The organism is Emergencia timonensis, from assembly GCF_900086585.1.
In the GTDB taxonomy this organism is placed as follows: Bacteria; Bacillota; Clostridia; order Peptostreptococcales; family Anaerovoracaceae; genus Senimuribacter; species Senimuribacter timonensis.
The window spans coordinates 900566-920279 of record NZ_FLKM01000009.1; the positions used below are offsets into that span (position 1 = coordinate 900566).

Sequence of the window (19714 nt, forward strand, 5' to 3'; positions counted from 1 at the left end):
GACCAAATGAACTTTGTGATTCGCATTGCCACGGAAAAAGATATTGATGAATTGGAGGTGCTTTACGATGCCTTAAACGATCATTTGGCTGCCGGGGTCAATTATCCAGGATGGCTCAAGGGGATTTACCCGGTTCGTGGAACTGCTGCCCAGGGCATAGCGGAAGGCTGTCTCTACGTGGCGGTATGCGACGATCTCATTATCGGTTCGATTATTTTGCGGCGCGGCATGGAACCGATCTATCAAAAAGCCCGCTGGCAGCTGCAGCTCGAGGGGGAAGCGGTGCTGGTGGTGTACACCTTTGTCGTACATCCAGATTGGCTGTCAAAGGGAATCGGCCAGGAGCTGCTGGACTTTGCTGTAGAATATGGCTTGCAGACGGAAACAAAGGCGCTTCGCCTGGATGTATACGAGCATAATTTACCTGCCATACATCTCTATAAAAAAAACGGATTCAAATATATTGAATCCGTCGATTTGGGTTTGCGCGAATATGGTTTAGACTCCTTTCATCTTTACGAAAAGCTGATCTAAAATTTCTATTTATGAGGTTTTCCACCCAGCGCCTCGAACAGCTGCTCATAATAGGCGCGGAAAATACTGCCCCGGCGCCACAAGAAGGTGATGTTGTGGGAGATGGAGAAATGGGCAAGAGGTATGGTCTTGAGCGTACCTTGCTTCAGCTCTTCCTGTACGGCAAATCCATAGAGGAAGGTGATACCGGCGCCTTGCTTGACCAACTCCTTGATAGCGGTTACGTTATTCATCTCTGTCACATGAGCGAAGTCCGCTACCACCAGATTGTGCCTCTTCAAGTAACTCTCCAAAATGTTGCGAGTTCCGGAACCCGCCTCGCGGACAATCAGCCTTTCATCTAAAAGATCCTCAACCGTATTGACCTTGCCTTTAAAAGGGTAATCTGACTTAGAGACTGCCACGAAGGATTCTACGGAATAGATGAGAAAATCGTACTGATCTTTTTCGAAGGAACCTTCCACCAGGGCACAGTCAATCTTTCCTTGATCCAGTTCATCGAGCAAGATTTTTGTATTGTCCATGGTGATATGTACGTCTGCTTCTGGATTGCGGGACAGAAAACCTGCTAAAGCCTGGGGCAGCAGATAGGCGCCCACTGTCTTTGTCGCTCCCAGGGCTAGGAGCTTGCCTCTCTTGGTGGTGTCCAACAGTTTTTCTCTCAGATAGATTTCATCATGCTTCAGGGTTGTTGCTGCGTCTCGCAGCAGTTGTCCGGCCTCGGTCAAAACAGGACGCTTACCTTGAAATTGGAACAGTTTGACCCCGAAATGCTCTTCTAGGTAATGAATGTGCTGTGTGACGGCCGGCTGGGTAATGCTCAGGGCCTCGGCGGCTTTGGTATAATTCATATACTGGCAGACCGCCAGGAACGTGTCGATTCTAAAATCTATCATAATCTGTCACCTCTTTATAAATCTCCAGTTTTTTCTATCATAACACAGATCAATCGACGAATAAATAAGCAAATTTTATTATAGCATAATATATTATCATTTCCTTTTATCATTCTTTCCTGCTATAGTAAATATACATAGAAGGTAAAAGAGAAGGAGGAGAATGGTCATGGGATACCGTATAAGCTTTGATCAGGCGGACCAGATTTTTGAAAAACTGGGCGAAGCCTACGAGATTTGGGCGCCGAAGCGTTTTGCTGGAAAAGGCAGATATTCACAGACGGATTTGATCCGTTACGACAAAGTCTGTAAGATGGGGGAAATCGAATACAAAGAAAAATCCGATTTACCTGCCAAGGAGGTATTAAGCCCCATCACACAGTCATTGTTTTATTTCACAGAGGATGAATTTATCGAGAGTAAGGCAGGACGCAAAAAATTGCTGGTTTTCATGCGCCCCTGCGACATCCACGCACTGCACCATCAGGAAAAGATTTACCTGGAAAACGGCGGTTTTGCCGATCTATACTATCAGCGCATGAAGGATAGAGTCAAAATCGTCATGATGGAATGCGTCAGCGGCTGGGACACCTGCTTCTGCGTCAGCATGGGAACCAATCAGGCAGAAGACTACAGCGCGGCAATTCGCTTCGAAGAAAATGACGTGTTGATGGACGTGACCGACGAAGATCTGGCTCCTTATTTCGACGGCAGCAAAGAAACAGAATTTAAACCGGAATACATAAAAGAAAACCAGATGACAGTGAAAATTCCAGATATTCCTGACAAGGAAGTCCTGACAAAGCTGAAGGAACATCCGATGTGGAAAGAATTCGACAAACGCTGTGTTTCCTGCGGAGCCTGTACGGTAGCGTGCAGTACCTGCACCTGCTTTACGACTACGGATATTTTGTACAACGAAAACGCCAACGTCGGCGAACGGAAACGGACGACGGCATCCTGCCAGGTAGCTGGATTTGCGGACATGGCAGGCGGCATGGGATTCAGAAATACGGCTGGTGAGCGGATGCGCTACAAAGTCCTCCATAAATTCCATGATTACAAAGAACGCTTCGGAGATTACCACATGTGTGTCGGCTGCGGACGCTGCATCGACCGCTGTCCAGAATTTATCTCCATTGCGGCGACGGTGAACAAGATGTCAAAGGCCATCGACGAAATCAAAGGAGGGCAAAGAGATGAATAACATTGTAAAACCGATTCCGTGCGAGATTCTGTCAGTCAACCGGGAGAGTCTGCACGAATATACCTATAGAGTGAAAACCGATATCAAACCGGAACACGGGCAGTTCTTACAGCTGTCCATTCCGAAGATTGGAGAAGCCCCTATTTCCGTCAGCTCCTTTGGAGACGGCTGGCTGGAATTCACCATTCGTTCGGTAGGCAAAGTGACCGATGAGATTTTTAGAAAAGAAGCGGGAGACACGCTGTTTCTGCGGGGCGCTTACGGCAAAGGCTGGCCGACAGATCAGTTTAAAGGTAAAAACGTGGTGGTCATCACCGGAGGCACGGGATTAGCACCGGTGAAGAGCATGCTGAATATGTTCTGTGATCAGCCGGATTTCGTCAAAAGCGTGACGTTGATCAGCGGATTTAAGAATGAAGAGGGCATCATCTTTAAAAATGATCTGGACCGCTGGGCAAAGCACTTTAACACCATTTATACCTTGGATAAGGATCAGAAAGAGGGTTGGCGCGTAGGATTTGTTTCTGAGTTTATTTCAGAAATTCCTTTTGACCAGTTCGGAGAGGATTACGAAGTGGTCATCGTGGGACCGCCGCCGATGATGAAATTCACAGGTCTGGCAGTTGTCAAAAACGGTGCGGCAGAAGAGAAAATCTGGATGTCCTTTGAGCGGAAAATGTCCTGTGCAGTAGGCAAGTGCGGACACTGCCGTATTGACGAGACTTACGTATGTCTGGATGGCCCTGTGTTCAATTACACCAAGGCAAAATATCTGGTAGATTAAAGAGGAGGCAGTGGTAATGAATCATGATATTGATATAAAAAAGGTACGGATCAACTGCTTTAGGCAGTCCAAGGTGCCAGGAGAATTTATGCTGATGCTGCGTGTGCCGGGTGCTTTGATTCAGGCAAAACATCTGAGTATGGTACAGGAAATCTGTGAGCGCTGGGGCAATGGGACTTTTCACATGGGCACCAGACAGAACATGGATATACCGGGCATCAAATATGAATACATAGATGAAGTCAACAAGTTCATCAAAAATTATATAGAAGAAGTAGACGTGGAGATGTGCGGCGTGGATATGGAAGTGGGCGATTACGGCTATCCTACCATCGGCGCCCGTAACATCATGAGTTGTATCGGCAACGCCCACTGTATCAAAGGCAATGCCAACACCTATGAGTTAGCGAGAAAAATCGAGAAGCTGGTATTTCCATCTCACTACCACATCAAAGTGGCAGTTGCCGGATGTCCCAACGACTGCGTAAAAGCCAACTTCAATGACTTTGGCGTCATCGGCATCCACAAGCAGGAATATGACATCGATCGCTGCATCGGCTGCGGTTCCTGTGTGGACGCCTGTAAACATCACGCGACGGGTGTTCTGTCACTGAACGCCAACGGCAAAATAGATAAAGACACCTGCTGCTGCGTCGGCTGCGGCGAGTGTTCCTTGATCTGTCCAACGGGGGCATGGAGCAGAGGCACCAAGCAGCTGTACCGTGTGACTTTAGGCGGACGTACCGGCAAGCAGAATCCGAGAGCAGGAAAACTGTTTATGAACTGGGTAACAGAGGAGGTCGTCCTTGGCATGTTCGGGAACTGGCAGAAATTCTCCGCCTGGGTTCTCGATTACAAACCGGAATACCTCCACGGCGGCCATCTGATCGACAGAGCCGGCTACAAAGTGTTCATGAAACATATACTGGAGGGCGTTGAACTCAATCCAGAAGCTAAAGTGGCAGATGATATCTACTGGGCAGAGAACGAGCAGAGGGGCAATATGCACGTTATGCCGATCTCAGAGCACAAACCTTGCGGCCCGCAAGAATAAATTTACGTTGTTCCTTTCTAAATAAACCTTAAATTAAAGCAGGAACCGCTACGGACTTGGAAAAGTCTGCAGCGGGTTTTGCTTTATTTTGATGTTTGATGTAATCTTTTGAGAGCATTGCCGTTATATATGTGAAGCATGTTTCAAAAAAGAAAAGGAGGCATAATGTGAAAGACTGTGCAATCATTCTGTTTTCGGCGACAATAAGATTAGCGATACAGCGTAGCTGCTGCACCAATAGATTTTTTCTGTTGGTGCAGCAGTTTTTTTGTGCGCAGATGATGCACAAGACAATCATGATTATTTTTTGCATCAAAAAAAGGGAGAAAAAAGGGAAAAACCCCCATTTGTGCAATCTGAATACCCTGGAAACAGGCAATTTGCCGCTGCTTCTCGAAAACAGGATAATGGCACAATATTTGCAATATTGCATAAATAGAACGAGAACAATTTATGCAGAAAGGAATAGGCTTAAAAATGAAAGATTTTTATTTCAGGATGCTAACCAGAGTCCGTTACGGCGTAGGTATCAGCAGCAAGATTGCAGACTTCGCCAAGGAGATGGGCGGCAGTAAGATTTTTGTAATCGCAGATAAGATTTTGCTGGAGACAGACACCTTGCAAGGCGTCTTTGAGAGTTTTGAGAAGGCAGAGATGGAATATGAGCTGTTTACCGACATCGTGCCTGAACCTCCGGTGAAAGTGGTTGACGAAGTTTCTAGCGTGATGCGCCGGGTTGGCTGCAATCTTTGTGTCGCAATCGGCGGCGGCAGCACCATCGATACGGCCAAGGCTGTGTGCATGCTGCAGACCCACGAGGGTTCTGTCAAAGATTACCTTTTCGGCGGCACAAAGACCGTCACGAAACCCTGCGTCCCGTTGATCTGCATTCCGACGACGGCAGGGACTGGCGCCGAGGTGACGGCAGCCTCTGTCATCGATGATACGGAGAATCAGGTAAAATTGTCGGTGACTCATGAAAACCTGATCCCGGATCTGGCGCTTCTGGATCCCAGCCTGCAGACGTCGCTGCCAACATTTGTAACAGCGGCGACCGGGATGGACGCACTGACCCATGCCATCGAATCCTATACCACCCTCAATGCCAATCCGGTGGGAGATGCTTATGCGCTGCAGGCTATGAGGCTGATTGGCGAAAATTTGCGGACTGCGGTATCGGATGGCAGCAATATAGAGGCTAGGGGAAATATGACTGTTGCCAGCTTCCTGGCAGGAGCTTCCCTGCTCAACTGCGGCGTCAGCGTCGTCCACGGCATTGCCCAGTCCATCGGCGGTATCGCCCATGTTCCACACGGACTTGCCAACGCTTTGATTCTGCCATATGCCATGGAAATCAATTATGTGGGGAATCTGGAGAAATTCAAGAACATCGCAGCCTGCCTGGGAGAAAAGGCAGAGGGTCTTTCTCTGCGGGATGCCGCAAGGAAAGCGGTCGAAGCGATCATCAACTTGGAAAACGATATCGGCATTCCAAGAAAGCTTTCCGAAGTCGGTGTAACGAGAGAGATGTTCTCGCAGATTATCAAAGATACGATGAAGTACCGTCTGCTGGCCATCAACCCGGTCAAAATTACCAGAAAGCATGTGGAAGACATTCTGGAAGCAGCCTACTAGAAAGGAGAGATCAATGCTCACATTATTTAAACCGTATGGAGATATTCTTGCAGAACAAAGAAGATACGGGCACATCGTAAATGTGGTAGGAGTCAATGAACCAGAAGGCCCGGCTCGTGTAGCGGAAATTCGTAAAAAAATGAAAAACTGTGATATTCTGCAGGCGGATGTAGATATTGCTGTAAATAAAGAACTTATTGAAGGTGCGGACAACCTTCGTGCAATCGTCTGCACTTCTATCGGAACCGATTATGTCGACATACCAGAGATGACAAAGGCTGGAATCCCAGTTGCAAATAATCCGGACTTCTGTATCGAAGCGGTGGCTGAGTTTGCAATGAGCCTGATGTTCTCTATCGTCCGGCGTGTTCCAAAGGCGGTGAACGGTGTAGCAGACAATAACTGGCTCATACGGTACCAATCTGGCGGAATAGAGTTAAAAGGAAAGACCCTGGGTCTGGTTGGGTTTGGCCGTATTGGCAGAGAAGTCGCGCGAATGGCATCGGGGATCGGAATGAAGGTGATCGCTTTTGATCAGTACATCAACACTGACCTTGCAAAGTCCATGGGTGTTACATCAGTGGAGATAGAAGAACTTTATGCACAGGCCGATGTGATTAGTATCCATTGCCCACTGACAGAGGAAACAAAGGGCATGATTGACAAGACTGCATTGGAAAGGATGAAGAATGGCGCATATCTCATCAATGTATCCAGGGGCGGCATTATCGTAGAAGAAGATATTATGGCATTCATAAAGAACGGGAAGTTAGCAGGAGTTGCTCTGGATGTATTGGGGACAGAACCGCCGGCAAAATCCCACCCATTAATTGGACTAGCAGATCAAAATGTCATCATCACGCCTCACATGGCTTGGAATACCCATGAAGCTGATGAAAAAGCGTTTCTGCATACGTTGGAGCAGATCAAGGCTATTTCTGAAGGGAGGGTGCCGCCATCTGTTGTGAACCGGGAGGCTTTGTCGAATCCGAGGTTAGAAGGATGGTTTCAGAATGGCGAAGCCTGATTGTTTTGCTCCGTTTTTTATAACATCGGGGATATCGTCCAAAGGACGTATTTCCGATGTTTCAAAGAACGTACCTTGCAAAGAGTCGCCCCTTGCGGGCGACATATGGAAATAGGAATCTTTGATTCCGTTATTTCCACGTTTTTTATTAACATATTTCTAAAATGATTAAGAAAGGAAAGAGGTTAGAGTATGAAAAGGTGGAAAAGACAAGTATTCGTAATCGTCATGATTTTATCGCTCATGACAACCATGGCTGCCTGCGGGAACAAGGATGCCGGAGGAGAAAGCAAAGGAGGCGAAAAAACCATTGTATACGGTCAGGGAGGCGCATGGAACAGACTGATGCCATATGACCTCATCGGCATGTTCAGTATCATGCCTAATGAAAAGATTTTTGACAGGCTGTGCGGATTTGATAATGAAAACATCATCTATTACAGAGCCGCAGAATCTATTGACCTTTCAAAGGATCAGACTGTTTTTACCGTTCATCTGAGAAAGGATTCCAAATGGCATGATGGAGAACCCGTTACGGCACATGACTGGGAATGGACCTTCAAGACGATGGCAAAACCTGAGTTTGAAGGTTACGGCAGCCGTGGATTCCTCACACAGTTTGCAGGAACTGACGGAAGCGGAACTGGAGATATTCAGATCAAAGCAATTGACGACTATACACTGGAAATGCACTTGAAGAATCCGACGACACCAGAAGCATTTTTCGGTTCGTACTCCTATTATTATTATGTATTACCGAAACATTTATTGGAGGATATTCCTGTAGACGAACTCGGAACCTGTGATTTCTGGGACAACCCGATCGGATCAGGACCTTGTAAATTCGTCAGTGAGAAACCGGGATATGAGGTAGTTCTTGAAGCTTACGACGATTACTATTTAGGACGTCCACAGTTTGACAAATTAATCTATCGTGTTATGTCAGAGGAAACCTTATCTTCCGGACTCTTAGCAGGTGAATTTGATGTAGGCTGGAATACGGTCACTGCAGAGGAGGCATTGGAATCTCTCGATGGCAAGAATGGACTGCATGCAGATTTGGTCGACAACAAGATCAACATCCAGATGGTTTTAAACAATGAAAAATTCGGACCGGAAGTGCGTCACGCATTTGAACTTGCCATTGACAAGCAATTAATCGTTGATTCTGTATTAAAAGGATATGGGGAGCCAGTGTGCAGTGCGTTGATGCCAAGCAGCCCTTACTATAACAAGGACCTCAAGGTTGAATACAATCCGGATAAGGCAAAGAAGATGCTGAAAGAAGCCAACTTTGATTTCAGTCAGACGATTTCTCTGGGAGCTTCCAACTCTGACCGTGAAAAGATGGCGGTCATTATCCAAGACTGCCTCAAGAAGATTGGTGTGAATGTAGAAATTGAGACGGGTGATGCGACCACTTTGATGTCAGGTGCAAGAGATGGTTCTATCGATATGTGTCTGTTGCAGTCGACGACTGGAGCTTCGCCAACCTATCTCATGATGGACTACGTAACAGACGGCGTTACTTATTGCCGCGTTCAGGATCCGAAGTATTATGATCTGCACGTTGCCGTTAATCAGTGCGTAGACAAAGACGATCGTATCAAAAAGGCTTGGGAGATGCAGAAAGTCCTCTATGAGGAGAGCCCGAACATCAACCTGGTCGATCAGGATATTTATATGGTATGCTCTTCGAAACTCAGCAACGTGACAGTTCCTAACAACGATAAGTGTTGGGAATGGGTTGTAAAGTAGTTTAGAAACAGTATTGAAGTTGACGGATATATAGCGAGGGGGATTATCCCCCCTCGTGTGTATAGACTTGTCAAAGGAGGTGAGCCTTTGCCGCGCTATATTATTAAACGGATATTATCGATGATTCCGGTGTTTTTGATCCTGACATTTGCAGTATTTATTCTTTCTGATTACGCTCCGGGCAACGCAGTAGATCTGATCGCATCTGAGAACAAGATGACAGAAGAAGCGTATCAATCTATGATACATGCATATGGACTGGATCAGCCCCTGCTTCTCAGATATGCCAACTGGCTCTTAGATCTTTTCCAGGGTGATATGGGCGTATCTGTCCGCGCAAAGATGCCAGTCATGCATATGATTGGAAACAGAATCGGCCCTTCTCTCTTTTTAATGGTAACCGGATTGGTACTTTCGGTTCTGATTGCAATACCACTCGGTGTGGCTGCAGCATTCAAGCCGTACTCCTTTTGGGACAATTGCTCTTCCACATTGGCATTCATAGGAAACGCAATGCCCAGCTTTTTCCTGGGATTGTGCGTCTTATATATTTTTTCTGCCAAACTTGGAATCTTCCCTGGGTACGGTATGTATACCGCAGGTACGGAAGGGTCACTAGGAGACCTGCTTTATCACTTGGTGATGCCGGCCTTTGTCGTAGCGTTCACACTTCTGGGAGATCTGGTAAAACAGACCAGAGGCGGCCTGCTGGAAGTGCTCAATGAGGATTATGTCAAGACAGCCAGAGCAAAAGGATTAAGTGAAAAGGCGGTGATTATCAAGCATGCCCTCAGAAATTCCTTAATTCCGATTGTGACGGTAATCAGTTTGAACATACCATATATTGTCGGAGGCGCAGTCGTTATTGAACAGATCTTTGGATGGCCGGGAATCGGCACACTCATGGTACAGTCCATTAATGCGAGAGATTTTAGCGTAGTAATGGGAATTACCACGATGATTTGTGTGGTCGTTATGTGCTGTAATATCATATTGGATATTTTCTATGGAGTGCTGGATCCTCGTATCAGCCGCAGCAAATAATGCAGGAAGTGGTGAGAACAATTAAGGATACTAAATTATTGATTCAGAAAGAAAACTTTTTTCAGAAGTTTGTAAAACACAAAATGGCAACGGTAGCCTTTATGATCATTGCAATAGAAGTGATTATCGTATTTCTAGGCCCAGTATTATTTGATATAGATCCGTATTTTATGGATTCTTCTTCTTTGGCAAAGCCGCCATCATCTGTCCATCTGCTGGGAACGGATGATATCGGCAGAGATATTTTTGCTCGTATGCTTTATGGTGGACGCATCTCCCTTGCAGTCGGCGTGTGTTCCACGCTGATCAGCTTTATCATTGGAATTCCATTGGGGCTGTGCGCAGGATATTTTAAAGGCAAGGTTGAATTTCTCGTCATGCGGTGCGTCGATATCTTTCAGTCGTTTCCGGGATTGATTATGATTCTGGTGTTGGTTGCCATATTCGGTTCTTCTGTATTTTCTATGATTATCATGATTGGAGTGATGGGATGGATACAGCCCGCGAAGATTGTTTATGGTGCGACCCTTTCCGTCTGCGAAAAGGACTTTGTCGAATCTGCCAGGTCGATGGGGGCCAGCCATGCTACCATATTGATCAGGCACATTTTGCCCAATGTGCTGTCCCCTGTATGGATTTTGATTGCATTCAGAGTTTCCGGTGCAATTATCATGGAATCATCGTTAAGCTTTTTAGGTGCAGGCATCAGGCCGCCACAGGCATCCTGGGGCAATATCATCAATGCTGCGCAGAATGCGACGGTGTTGGCAACACAGCCTTGGATCTGGCTCCCGGCAGGAATTGTGCTGTTTGTCACTATCATCTGCATCAATTTAATTGGAGAAGGTGTGCGCGACGCATTGGATCCAAAAATGAAGAGATAGGGGGGAGCGCGAATGAGTACAGGAAATCCAATACTGCAGGTGAAAAATCTGCAAGTTGATTTTTTAGTCAAGAAACATACGATTACCGCAGTAAAAGACGTCAGTTTCAGCGTGGATAAGGGGACGACCTTAGGCATCGTGGGCGAAAGCGGATGCGGAAAAAGTGTTACGGCAACATCCATCATGAGGCTTCTTCCCAGACAATACAGCAAGATCAGCCAGGGACAGATCTGCCTCGACGGAGAGGATCTATTATCGAAATCGGAAGAAGAGATGTACAAGATTAGAGGAACGAAAGTTTCCATGATCTTTCAGGATCCATTGACTTCTTTAAATCCCGTTTACACCATCGGTACACAGCTTTGTGAGGTTCTTCTGACACATAAGATTGCAGATAAAAAGCAGGCCTTTGAGATGAGTGTTGAAATGCTGCGTAAAGTCGGAATTGGCGATGCACGTAATAAGATGAAGACTTATCCCCATCAGATCAGCGGCGGTATGAGACAGCGCGTCATGATTGCCATGGCAATGCTGACCAATCCGCAAGTTTTAATTGCGGATGAACCGACGACTGCGCTGGATGTAACCATTCAGGCACAGATTTTGGAACTGATGGCAAAACTGAAGGAAGACTTTGATACCTCGATTCTGATGATAACCCACGATATGGGTGTCATCGCAGATGTAGCGGATTATGTCTGTGTCATGTATGCAGGAGAAATCGTCGAGTACGGCACATGCGAAGAAATCTTCGATCATCCGCAGCATCCGTATACGAAGGGGCTTTTAAAATCCATTCCTAGATTGGATGAAGACACGAAAATCTTATACACCATTAAAGGTATGGTACCGAGTATGCAGGATATGCCAAGGGGATGCCGGTTTTCAAACAGATGCCCACATTGTACGATGCGATGCAACGAACAACATCCTGATTTAAAGGATTTTGACGGACATCAGGTCAGATGCTGGCTGATGGATGGGAATTGTTAGGAGAGGTGAGATATGGATAAACCCTTATTAGAAATCAGAGATGTAAAAAAGTATTTCTACAGCGACGGCATAAAGGTCGGTAAGAAGCAGCGTGTCAAAGCGGTTGATGGATTCTCTCTTGATATTTTAAAGGGAGAAAATATTGGGCTGGTTGGAGAGAGTGGATGCGGAAAGTCTACATTGGGCCGCACCATTCTGAATCTGTACCCAGCGACATCAGGCACCATTCGGTATCAGGGACAGAATATTGAAAAAATGTCATTTAAAAAGATGCGCCCTTATCGCAGAGAGTTACAGATGATCTTTCAGGATCCCTATGCGTCACTGAACCCGCGGCGAACGATCTTTCAATCTATGGAAGAGCCCCTGGAACTATTTAAGCTGGGGGACAAAGCGGAGAGAAAAGAAAAAGTGATAGAGATGTTAAACGAGGTGGGCATTGGCAGAGAACACTTGGATAAGTTCCCTCATGAAATGTCAGGCGGACAGAGACAGAGAGTTGCTATCGCAAGATCCTTTATATTAGATCCAAAGTTTATCGTTGCAGATGAACCAGTATCTGCTCTCGATGTTTCCGTCAGATCACAGGTTTTGAATATCATGAGGAGATTACAGGAAACGCATAGCTTTTCTTACATGTTTATCTCCCATGATCTGAGCGTGGTGCGCTACTTGTGCGATAAGGTAGTCGTCATGTATCTGGGGAAAATGGTGGAATGTGCGGATAAGAAAGAGTTATTTGAACATCCGACACATCCTTATAGCAGGGCATTGCTTTCTGCCATACCAGTTCCAGATGTCCATCGCAGGAGTGAGCGCATCATCTTGGAAGGTGATCTGCCGAGCCCCGCAAATCCGCCGACGGGATGCGTGTTTCACACACGGTGTAAATATGTAACGGAAGAATGTAAAAATGTCTGTCCAGAACTGAAAATGCTCCATGGCAGCCATCAGGTGGCGTGCCACTGTGCGGAAAAATTCTATGAATAGTTAAGAAAGAGCGGATGCTCTCTTAAATAATCAAAATGAAATAACAAGGAGGAGAAAAAATGGTTCCAGTAAATTATGCAGGTTTACAGTTAAGAAATCCTGTCATCGTCGCGTCGGCAACACCGTCCATCAATGTTGAGGCAATCAAGCGTGCCGCAGATGCGGGTGCAGGTGCAGTTGTAACGAAGTCGATGATTTTCCCAGATCCAGAGACAGGAAGGCCGGCAGGAAACTGCCTTCGCCCTCGTTTTATGGTTTATAATAACCCACATGGTTTTGACCCGGCTGTGTTTAAAAGGGATGGGCAGTTTTCATTTTTTAGAAATGCTGAGGTATATCCTACCCCAGATGAGATGGGTCGTATGCTGGAAGAATTAAAGGGTCCTCATGGCGTAGATATTCCAATCATTGTGAGCATCTGTGGAAAACCCAATGACTATGAAGAATGGCGTAAGTTGGCGCGCATGGCGGAAGATATGGGCGCAGATGCCATCGAACTGAATATGCATGCTGTTCCTAAAGTAACTACCTTAGACCCGTTGTTCATTTCCGTACCAAAGTCAGAGGTGAAAATTCCTGTGATCTGTAAGATGATGGCTCTCAACGATGATCCAACCATTGCGGCAAAAAAAGCGGAAGCGGCTGGTGCTGACGCAATTGCAGCCCTGGGAACCTTCCCGATTGACGGGTTGGAAATTGACACAGAGAATGAACGCCCATGGTTGGGATATCACGGTATGGGAGGTTCCTGGCTTCGTCCGGTGGGCCTGCGTTATCTCTCCCAGGTTGCGCAGGGAACCAGCCTTCCTCTATCAGGCGTTACAGGAATTCAGACAGGGGAAGATGCCATCAAGTATATGTTATGCGGTGCAACTACGGTTCAAATCTGCGGTGCTATCTATGCGAAAGGCTATAAGGTGCTTACAGAAGTTTCTGATGGCATCGACAAGTGGATGGCGGATCACGGATATAAGATCATTGAGGAATTTAGAGGAAAGGCGCTGCAATATCTCGATGATCCTGCATGGACGGAGTATGATCCTCCAATACGCGCAGTGGTCAATGAACATAAGTGTATCGGCTGTGGTGTCTGCAAGGATTCGTGCATGTACAGCGCGCTGAGCATCGAAGGCAAGAAGGCGCATATCTCTGAAAAATGCGATGGCTGTGGCGTTTGCTGGTCCATGTGTCCGAGCAAAGCAATCACGATGGAACGTTTCGAACGCTAAAAGAAGAAAAGTGAGGAATAACGATGGCGAAGTATTTTATGGAATTTGAAAAGGGCGGCAGATTTGAAATAGAACTTGATTACGACGCTCCAATGACAGCTGCCGCTTTTAAGGCATTCATGGAAGAGAACAATGGCTATCAGGCCCTTTGTTTACAGGGGAGATTTTCTGGGGAAGAAATGTATTTCCCCGCGCAGCTCGGAGCGGAAGAAAGAGAAAACAAGCATACCAAACCTTGCAGGGGCTGTTTATGCTTTAATCCAGATCCTGAGTGGTCTGCAGTTTGTATTTACTGGGGAGATGAAACCCCGACAAGAGAACGTTATCATAACTTGTTTGCCCATTTGAAAGGAGATATGGAGGAACTGACAGAAGTTGGAACCCGGATCTGGCAAAAAGGCGGAGAAACTGTTGTTCTGAAGAGAGAGGATGAATAAAAGGAGGAGGATCTCTATGAAGAAGTTAAAATTTACATTCCATGGAAAAGATTTTTATGCCAACATGCTGACCGATCAGGCTCCCGTGACTTGTGAGGCAGTCGAAAAAGCCTGTCCATTTACGACCCGCTGGGTGCATGCAAAGATTGTAGCAAATGAAATTTTCTGTCCGACAAAGATTGAAGGCCCTGTTCTCAGAGAAAACCCGATTCCAAATTTACCAGGAGATATTGGTTTATTTGACACGCCGCAGACCATTTGCTGCTGGCACGGAGATATGAAACCCCTGGGTTCCGGTAACGTATTTGCAAGATTTACACCCGAGCAGATGGAAGTATTCCATGCAGAAGCTACGGGCCTTTGGAAAGAACCAGGCAGTCTCGTAACTGTTGATGTAGTAGAGGAGGAATAGTCATGAGTGAATTTACGAAAGAATTGGAACGTCGTATCGATGCCGGCTGGTTAACAGAACCTCAGGACGTGCGCAGAATGCTGAAGCACTCTGCGGCGGAAGGCCGTAATATGGCGCAGCATATTTATGCTTATATGGATTTGTGGTTGTTACAGGAGTCACTTTATCCGATATACAGGGTCACTATGGGAGGAAATGCTGATTTGGATACTTTGAAAGCTGCTGCAAATGGCATCATTGGCCCTGCTGCAAATAATTTCCGTGCGACAAAGATGGAGGATACCACCAGCGTGCTGTATCGTTCGATAACAGCAATCAGTGGATGCGACAGTCTGGAATCTCTGGCTGCAACCATCCGTGTCGTTCAGCGGTTCATCAATATGATGTTCTACGCTGTCGACCTGGCATTCCCTTGGGATGCCATGTGTCAAGAATACAGCAGAGTGATGAAGGACTTTGTCCCGCCTCATAGAGCAGGCGCTGTCGATGTATCTGACCAGTAGTGCGAGTTTAAATTGTTGAAGAAAGGAGATCTATTTTGAAAAAGCTAAAGTTCACATTCCATGGCAAGGATTTATATGCCGATATGCTGACGGAGGAAGCTCCGCTCACCTGTGAAGCTGTCGAAAAAGCTTGTCCATTTACGACACGCTGGGTGCATGCAAAAATCGTCTATAACGAGGTATTCTGTCCAACGACGATCGAAGGACCGAAATTCAGAGAAAACCCGATTCCGAACGTGCCAGGAGATATCGGGTTCTATGATCTGCCGCAGTGCATCTGCTGCTGGCATGGAGACATGAAACCCCTTGGAGCAGGTAATGTTTTCGCAAGATTCACACCGGAGCAGATGGCGGCTTTCCACGAGGAAACCGTAGGGATGTGGGAAGAAACTGGTTGTCCCGTAACCGTCGATGTAGTAGAGGAGGTGTAATCATGAGTGAAATAACAAAAGAATTGGAGAGACGAATTGAAGCCGGCTGGATGGTTGAACCTCAGGATGTTCGCAGAATGCTGAAACACAATGATGACATGGGACGCAGCTTTTCGCAGTGGCTATATGCCTACATGGATATGTCACAGCTTCAGGAAATTCTCTATCAGCACTATCAGCTCTGCCTGGGCGGTAAAGTTGACTTAGAAACCATGAAAGCAGTTGCAGGTTCTGCGATGAACACCGTTGCGTCCAGCGCCCGCAGCAACAAGATGGAAGACGTGATGTCCGTCTTATACCGATCTGCGGCGGCCTTGAATGGATGTAAAGATTTAGAGGAGCTTGCTGATCTGATTCGCAAAGTGCAGCGTTTTATCAACATGATGTTCTACGCTATCGATCTGGCATTTCCGTGGAGTGAGGTAAGCAAGGCTTACAATGAGATTCGAAAGGACTTTGTACCGCCGCACAGAGCAGGTGCTGTGGATGTCTGCGATCTGTAGTGAAACAGCAGAACTTGAGACCCTTTAGAAGTCTTCCTTAAATTTATATAACCTTCACGTTTGCATCCGTGCAAACGTGAAGGTTAAGTATGACATTCTGCCCAGCGAGATGCGAATCGAGCTGCATGGCAGAATTTATGCTGGCGTTCCAGACCAACCTCTGGCTGGTCTGGAACGCGTCGTATATTTTATGAGCGTATCATCATATACAGAAGAGGAGAAAGAAAATGAGCAGAGTAGTAGACCGGTTTTTTAAATATGTTTCCTATGACACGCAGTCAGATCCAAACAGCAAAACAGTCCCTACCGCAATGAAGGAGAAAATTCTCGGTGCGGAGCTGGCAAAAGAACTGGCTGAAATCGGCCTTGAGAGTGCAAAGATGGATGAGTTCGGTTATGTCTATGGCTGGCTGCCCGCCTCTACCGGGTGTGAGGACCTGGAACCAATTGGTTTGATTGCCCATATGGATACTGCGCCGAGTACCACTGGCGCCAATGTCAAGCCTCGTATCGTACATTACGAAGGCGGGGATATCGAACTGGGAAACGGCGTTGTCACTGGTGCAGATTACTTTGACTATCTGCCTAAATATATCGGTCAGGATCTGATTGTGACCGATGGAACCACACTGTTAGGCGCCGATGATAAGGCTGGTGTCGCTGAGATCTTTACGGCGATGGAGTATCTCATTGAACATCCTGAGATCAAGCATGGAAAAATCTGTGTCTGCATTACCCCAGATGAAGAGGTTGGGCAGGGTGCAGAATACTTTAATATCAAAGAATTCGGTGCCGCATATGCCTATACCATTGATGCCGGCCCTCTTGGCGAGCTGGAATATGAGAACTTCAATGCTGTAAAGGTGGACATCGTCGTAACCGGCGTCTTTGTACACCCAGGAATGGCAAAGAACAAACTGAAAAATGCAATTCTGATCGCCAATGAACTGATTTCTATGCTTCCGGCTGCAGAGGCACCGGCACATACGGAGAACTATGAGGGATATTATCATGTATCGAACATCAGTGGAAATGAATCTTCCGTCAAAATCACCATGAATGTAAGGGAGTTCTCCAAAGAGAAATTCGAACGGATGAAACAATTCATGCTGAATCTTGCAGCGTATCTGAACGGTGTGTATGGAGAAGGGACTGTTTCCATTGAAATGGAAGATCAGTTCTATAATATGAAAGAGAAAATCCTTCCTGTCATGCACATTGTCGAAAGAGCAGAACAAGCTTTCCACGCATGTGATGTGGAACCAAACATCATACCCGCGCGGGGCGGCACAGATGGAGCGCGTCTTTCCTATGAGGGACTGCCGTGTCCAAATCTGTCCGCGGGAGAAAAATATGCACATGGCGTACATGAGTTTATCTCGATTCAGTCAATGGAAAAAATGGTGGAAGTGCTCATCGCATTGTCTGAGAAACAATCGTCCATGTAGAATATGCAGGAATCCGCTGCGATGAGGAATGCCTCCATTTATCATCTTCAGACATATAGGAAAATAATGGAAATATTTGAAAAGGTGATGAGGTATTGTGATTTTAACAATCCTAGAGTAAAATAATGGTATTAATTTTAAGCCAAGAGTTGAATATGGAAGAAAGTAGGGGTTAGAAAAATGGTGCAGTCTGGAAAAAGTGTTTTTGAAGAAAAAGAAACGAAATCTGCCCCTGTCATCACGCTTGATCACGAGATAAAAATTATTAGAATGAATCAAGCCGCAGCGGACCTTTTTTCACAGATATATCCGGATAAAACAGAAGTGGACTTTCACGGTACTAAACTGTGCAAATTGACTGGAAAGCTACATCGTATAGAGACAGAAAACGACCTTATCTATACATTTTCTGTGCGAGACAGAGCTTTCTATGCCATCCCGTTTCATACGATTTCCGACACGAGGAAAGCATTCTGGGCGATTCTGCTAATAAACAAGGAGAACGAGAAAATTAACAAGAGAACGGCGTATCATGCTGACCTCTCAAAGCATTTTGAAGAGATACTGGAGGGTTCCTTTGACGGAATTCTTGTAACGGATAAAGAGGGAAAGGTTCTCTTTGTCAACAGCTCGTACGAGCGTGTGGCGGAGATTAAGAAATCAGAAATAGAAGGCCGGTATATGAGGGATTTGATTAACCCGGTCTGGATGCCGGAATCTGTAGCGCACATCGTCGCAAAAGAACAGACCGTGGTATCAAAAAGACAAGTTGTCAAATCCGGCCGGCATATCATGGTCACTGGCCGACCGATCTTCAATCAAAATGGTGAGATCAAGATGATTGTCATTAATGCAAGGGACATCACCGAAATCTATAATTTGACGGAAGAGCTGCAGCGTGTAAGGAAAAATGAAAGAGAATACATGTCCCGTTTTTCTTCACCGCCGGCAACTGGAGACAGTGAAGATGCTTTACTTGCGATCAGCGAAGGGATGAAGCAGGTTCTTTCATTGGCCGGAAAAGTAGCTAATTTCAATACGACGATTTTGATTCTGGGAGAGTCTGGCGTAGGTAAAGAAGAGGTCGCAAAATATATCCACCAGCACAGCATGCGGAAAGAAAAGCCTTTCATAACGGTGAACTGCGGCGCCATTCCAGGCAACTTGTTGGAATCTGAATTATTTGGATATGAAAGAGGCGCTTTTACTGGCGCCATGCAGAATGGTAAGGTCGGATTAATAGAAGCTGCCGACGGCGGTACCGTCTTTCTCGATGAAGTTGGAGAGATGCCCCTTGATTTCCAGGTGAAGCTGCTTCGTTTTATACAAAGCAAGGAAATTCGGCGTGTAGGCGCAATTGATTCTAAAATCATAGATGTCAGAGTCCTGGCAGCAACCAATCGTTCACTGGCAGACATGGTAGAAGAAGGGAGCTTTCGAGAAGATTTATATTATCGCCTGAATGTGGTACAGATTGAGATTCCGCCTCTTCGGAAACGGACCGATGCCATTCTTCCCTTAGTAGCGATGTTCCTGAAGCGATACAATAAGAAGTACGGGCAGGAAAAAGTTCTGACCTATGATATCGTAAAGGAAATGGAACGGTTTTCATGGCCGGGTAATGTCCGCCAGCTGAAAAATATCGTGGAGAACATGGTCATTGTCAGCAATAATGAGTATTTGGAGCCAGAAGATTTACCGTGGAATGCACAGTATAAATCCGATCCCATAAGAAAAGTAATCCACTGCCTTGCGGATAATGAAGATCTGGGATTGAATGAAGCCATAGAAGAATTAGAGCGACTGGTTCTGGAGAAGGCGAAGCTGACCTGCGGTACCACGCGAAAAATAGCCGAGAAATTAAAAGTCAATCAGTCCACGATCGTAAGAAAAATGCAGAAGTATCATATTGAATAAACAGCTGTGATTTTCGCCTGTGAAAGAA

The 19714-nt window shown here is 46.1% G+C and carries 21 protein-coding genes; 20 read left to right on the plus strand and 1 reads right to left on the minus strand.

Annotated features, from left to right (window positions below; translation table 11 throughout):
• Window positions 1-6 precede the first annotated feature (6 nt).
• A complete protein-coding gene (locus BN6539_RS15130; RefSeq protein ID WP_067543402.1) occupies window positions 7-534 on the plus strand; it encodes a GNAT family N-acetyltransferase in 528 nt (175 codons plus the stop codon).
• Window positions 535-539: 5 nt separating this feature from the next.
• Here BN6539_RS15130 and BN6539_RS15135 read toward each other — a convergent pair whose 3' ends face one another.
• Entirely contained in the window at window positions 540-1430 is an 891-nt protein-coding gene (locus tag BN6539_RS15135) for a LysR family transcriptional regulator (RefSeq protein ID WP_067540384.1), read from the minus strand.
• Between the two features lie 169 nt (window positions 1431-1599).
• Between BN6539_RS15135 and asrA the strand changes: the two genes are divergently transcribed.
• The 19 genes from asrA (at window position 1600) to BN6539_RS15230 (ending at window position 19686) form a co-directional block, all read left to right on the plus strand.
• The gene (gene asrA / locus BN6539_RS15140; RefSeq protein WP_067540387.1) at window positions 1600-2637 is read left to right on the plus strand and encodes an anaerobic sulfite reductase subunit AsrA; all 1038 of its coding nucleotides are present in this window, start codon (window positions 1600-1602) and stop codon (window positions 2635-2637) included.
• Window positions 2630-3421: an anaerobic sulfite reductase subunit AsrB gene (gene asrB / locus BN6539_RS15145; protein ID WP_067540390.1), complete on the plus strand. Its 792-nt coding sequence runs from the start codon at window positions 2630-2632 to the stop codon at window positions 3419-3421. The genes asrA and asrB overlap by 8 nt, the downstream gene beginning before the upstream one ends.
• Before the next feature lie 16 nt (window positions 3422-3437).
• On the plus strand, window positions 3438-4475 hold the full coding sequence (gene asrC / locus BN6539_RS15150) for a sulfite reductase subunit C (protein ID WP_067540393.1): 1038 nt from the start codon (window positions 3438-3440) through the stop codon (window positions 4473-4475).
• Between the two features lie 477 nt (window positions 4476-4952).
• On the plus strand, window positions 4953-6110 hold the full coding sequence (locus tag BN6539_RS15160; RefSeq protein WP_067543405.1) for an iron-containing alcohol dehydrogenase: 1158 nt from the start codon (window positions 4953-4955) through the stop codon (window positions 6108-6110).
• Window positions 6111-6123: 13 nt separating this feature from the next.
• Window positions 6124-7137: an NAD(P)-dependent oxidoreductase gene (locus tag BN6539_RS15165; RefSeq protein WP_067540399.1), complete on the plus strand. Its 1014-nt coding sequence runs from the start codon at window positions 6124-6126 to the stop codon at window positions 7135-7137.
• Window positions 7138-7329: 192 nt separating this feature from the next.
• Window positions 7330-8895: an ABC transporter substrate-binding protein gene (locus tag BN6539_RS15170; RefSeq protein ID WP_067540402.1), complete on the plus strand. Its 1566-nt coding sequence runs from the start codon at window positions 7330-7332 to the stop codon at window positions 8893-8895.
• Between the two features lie 87 nt (window positions 8896-8982).
• Window positions 8983-9939 carry an ABC transporter permease gene (locus tag BN6539_RS15175; RefSeq protein ID WP_067540405.1) on the plus strand — a complete coding sequence of 319 codons (957 nt, stop codon included), beginning with the start codon at window positions 8983-8985 and terminating at the stop codon, window positions 9937-9939.
• Window positions 9940-9950: 11 nt separating this feature from the next.
• Complete coding sequence (locus BN6539_RS15180; RefSeq protein WP_227142717.1) at window positions 9951-10823, plus strand: ABC transporter permease; 873 nt, start codon at window positions 9951-9953, stop codon at window positions 10821-10823.
• Window positions 10824-10835: 12 nt separating this feature from the next.
• On the plus strand, window positions 10836-11816 hold the full coding sequence (locus tag BN6539_RS15185) for an ABC transporter ATP-binding protein (protein ID WP_067540408.1): 981 nt from the start codon (window positions 10836-10838) through the stop codon (window positions 11814-11816).
• A 12-nt stretch (window positions 11817-11828) separates the two neighbouring features.
• Window positions 11829-12806: an ABC transporter ATP-binding protein gene (locus BN6539_RS15190; RefSeq protein WP_067540410.1), complete on the plus strand. Its 978-nt coding sequence runs from the start codon at window positions 11829-11831 to the stop codon at window positions 12804-12806.
• 59 nt (window positions 12807-12865) lie between these two features.
• Entirely contained in the window at window positions 12866-14035 is a 1170-nt protein-coding gene (locus tag BN6539_RS15195) for a 4Fe-4S binding protein (protein ID WP_067540413.1), read from the plus strand.
• Between the two features lie 23 nt (window positions 14036-14058).
• Window positions 14059-14472, plus strand: coding sequence for a hypothetical protein (locus BN6539_RS15200; RefSeq protein WP_067540416.1), 414 nt, complete (start codon window positions 14059-14061; stop codon window positions 14470-14472).
• 16 nt (window positions 14473-14488) lie between these two features.
• A complete protein-coding gene (locus BN6539_RS15205; RefSeq protein WP_067540419.1) occupies window positions 14489-14884 on the plus strand; it encodes a DUF3830 family protein in 396 nt (131 codons plus the stop codon).
• Between the two features lie 2 nt (window positions 14885-14886).
• Window positions 14887-15387: a hypothetical protein gene (locus BN6539_RS15210; protein ID WP_067540422.1), complete on the plus strand. Its 501-nt coding sequence runs from the start codon at window positions 14887-14889 to the stop codon at window positions 15385-15387.
• Window positions 15388-15422: 35 nt separating this feature from the next.
• A complete protein-coding gene (locus tag BN6539_RS15215) occupies window positions 15423-15818 on the plus strand; it encodes a DUF3830 family protein (RefSeq protein WP_067540425.1) in 396 nt (131 codons plus the stop codon).
• A gap of 2 nt (window positions 15819-15820) precedes the next feature.
• Entirely contained in the window at window positions 15821-16321 is a 501-nt protein-coding gene (locus BN6539_RS15220; protein WP_067540428.1) for a hypothetical protein, read from the plus strand.
• Window positions 16322-16397: 76 nt separating this feature from the next.
• On the plus strand, window positions 16398-16577 hold the full coding sequence (locus BN6539_RS22785; protein WP_207645103.1) for a hypothetical protein: 180 nt from the start codon (window positions 16398-16400) through the stop codon (window positions 16575-16577).
• Window positions 16549-17769 carry a peptidase T gene (pepT, locus tag BN6539_RS15225; RefSeq protein ID WP_067540430.1) on the plus strand — a complete coding sequence of 407 codons (1221 nt, stop codon included), beginning with the start codon at window positions 16549-16551 and terminating at the stop codon, window positions 17767-17769. Before BN6539_RS22785 ends, pepT begins: the two co-directional genes overlap by 29 nt.
• A gap of 180 nt (window positions 17770-17949) precedes the next feature.
• Window positions 17950-19686, plus strand: coding sequence for a sigma-54 interaction domain-containing protein (locus tag BN6539_RS15230; RefSeq protein WP_082907557.1), 1737 nt, complete (start codon window positions 17950-17952; stop codon window positions 19684-19686).
• The last annotated feature ends 28 nt before the right edge of the window (window positions 19687-19714 follow it).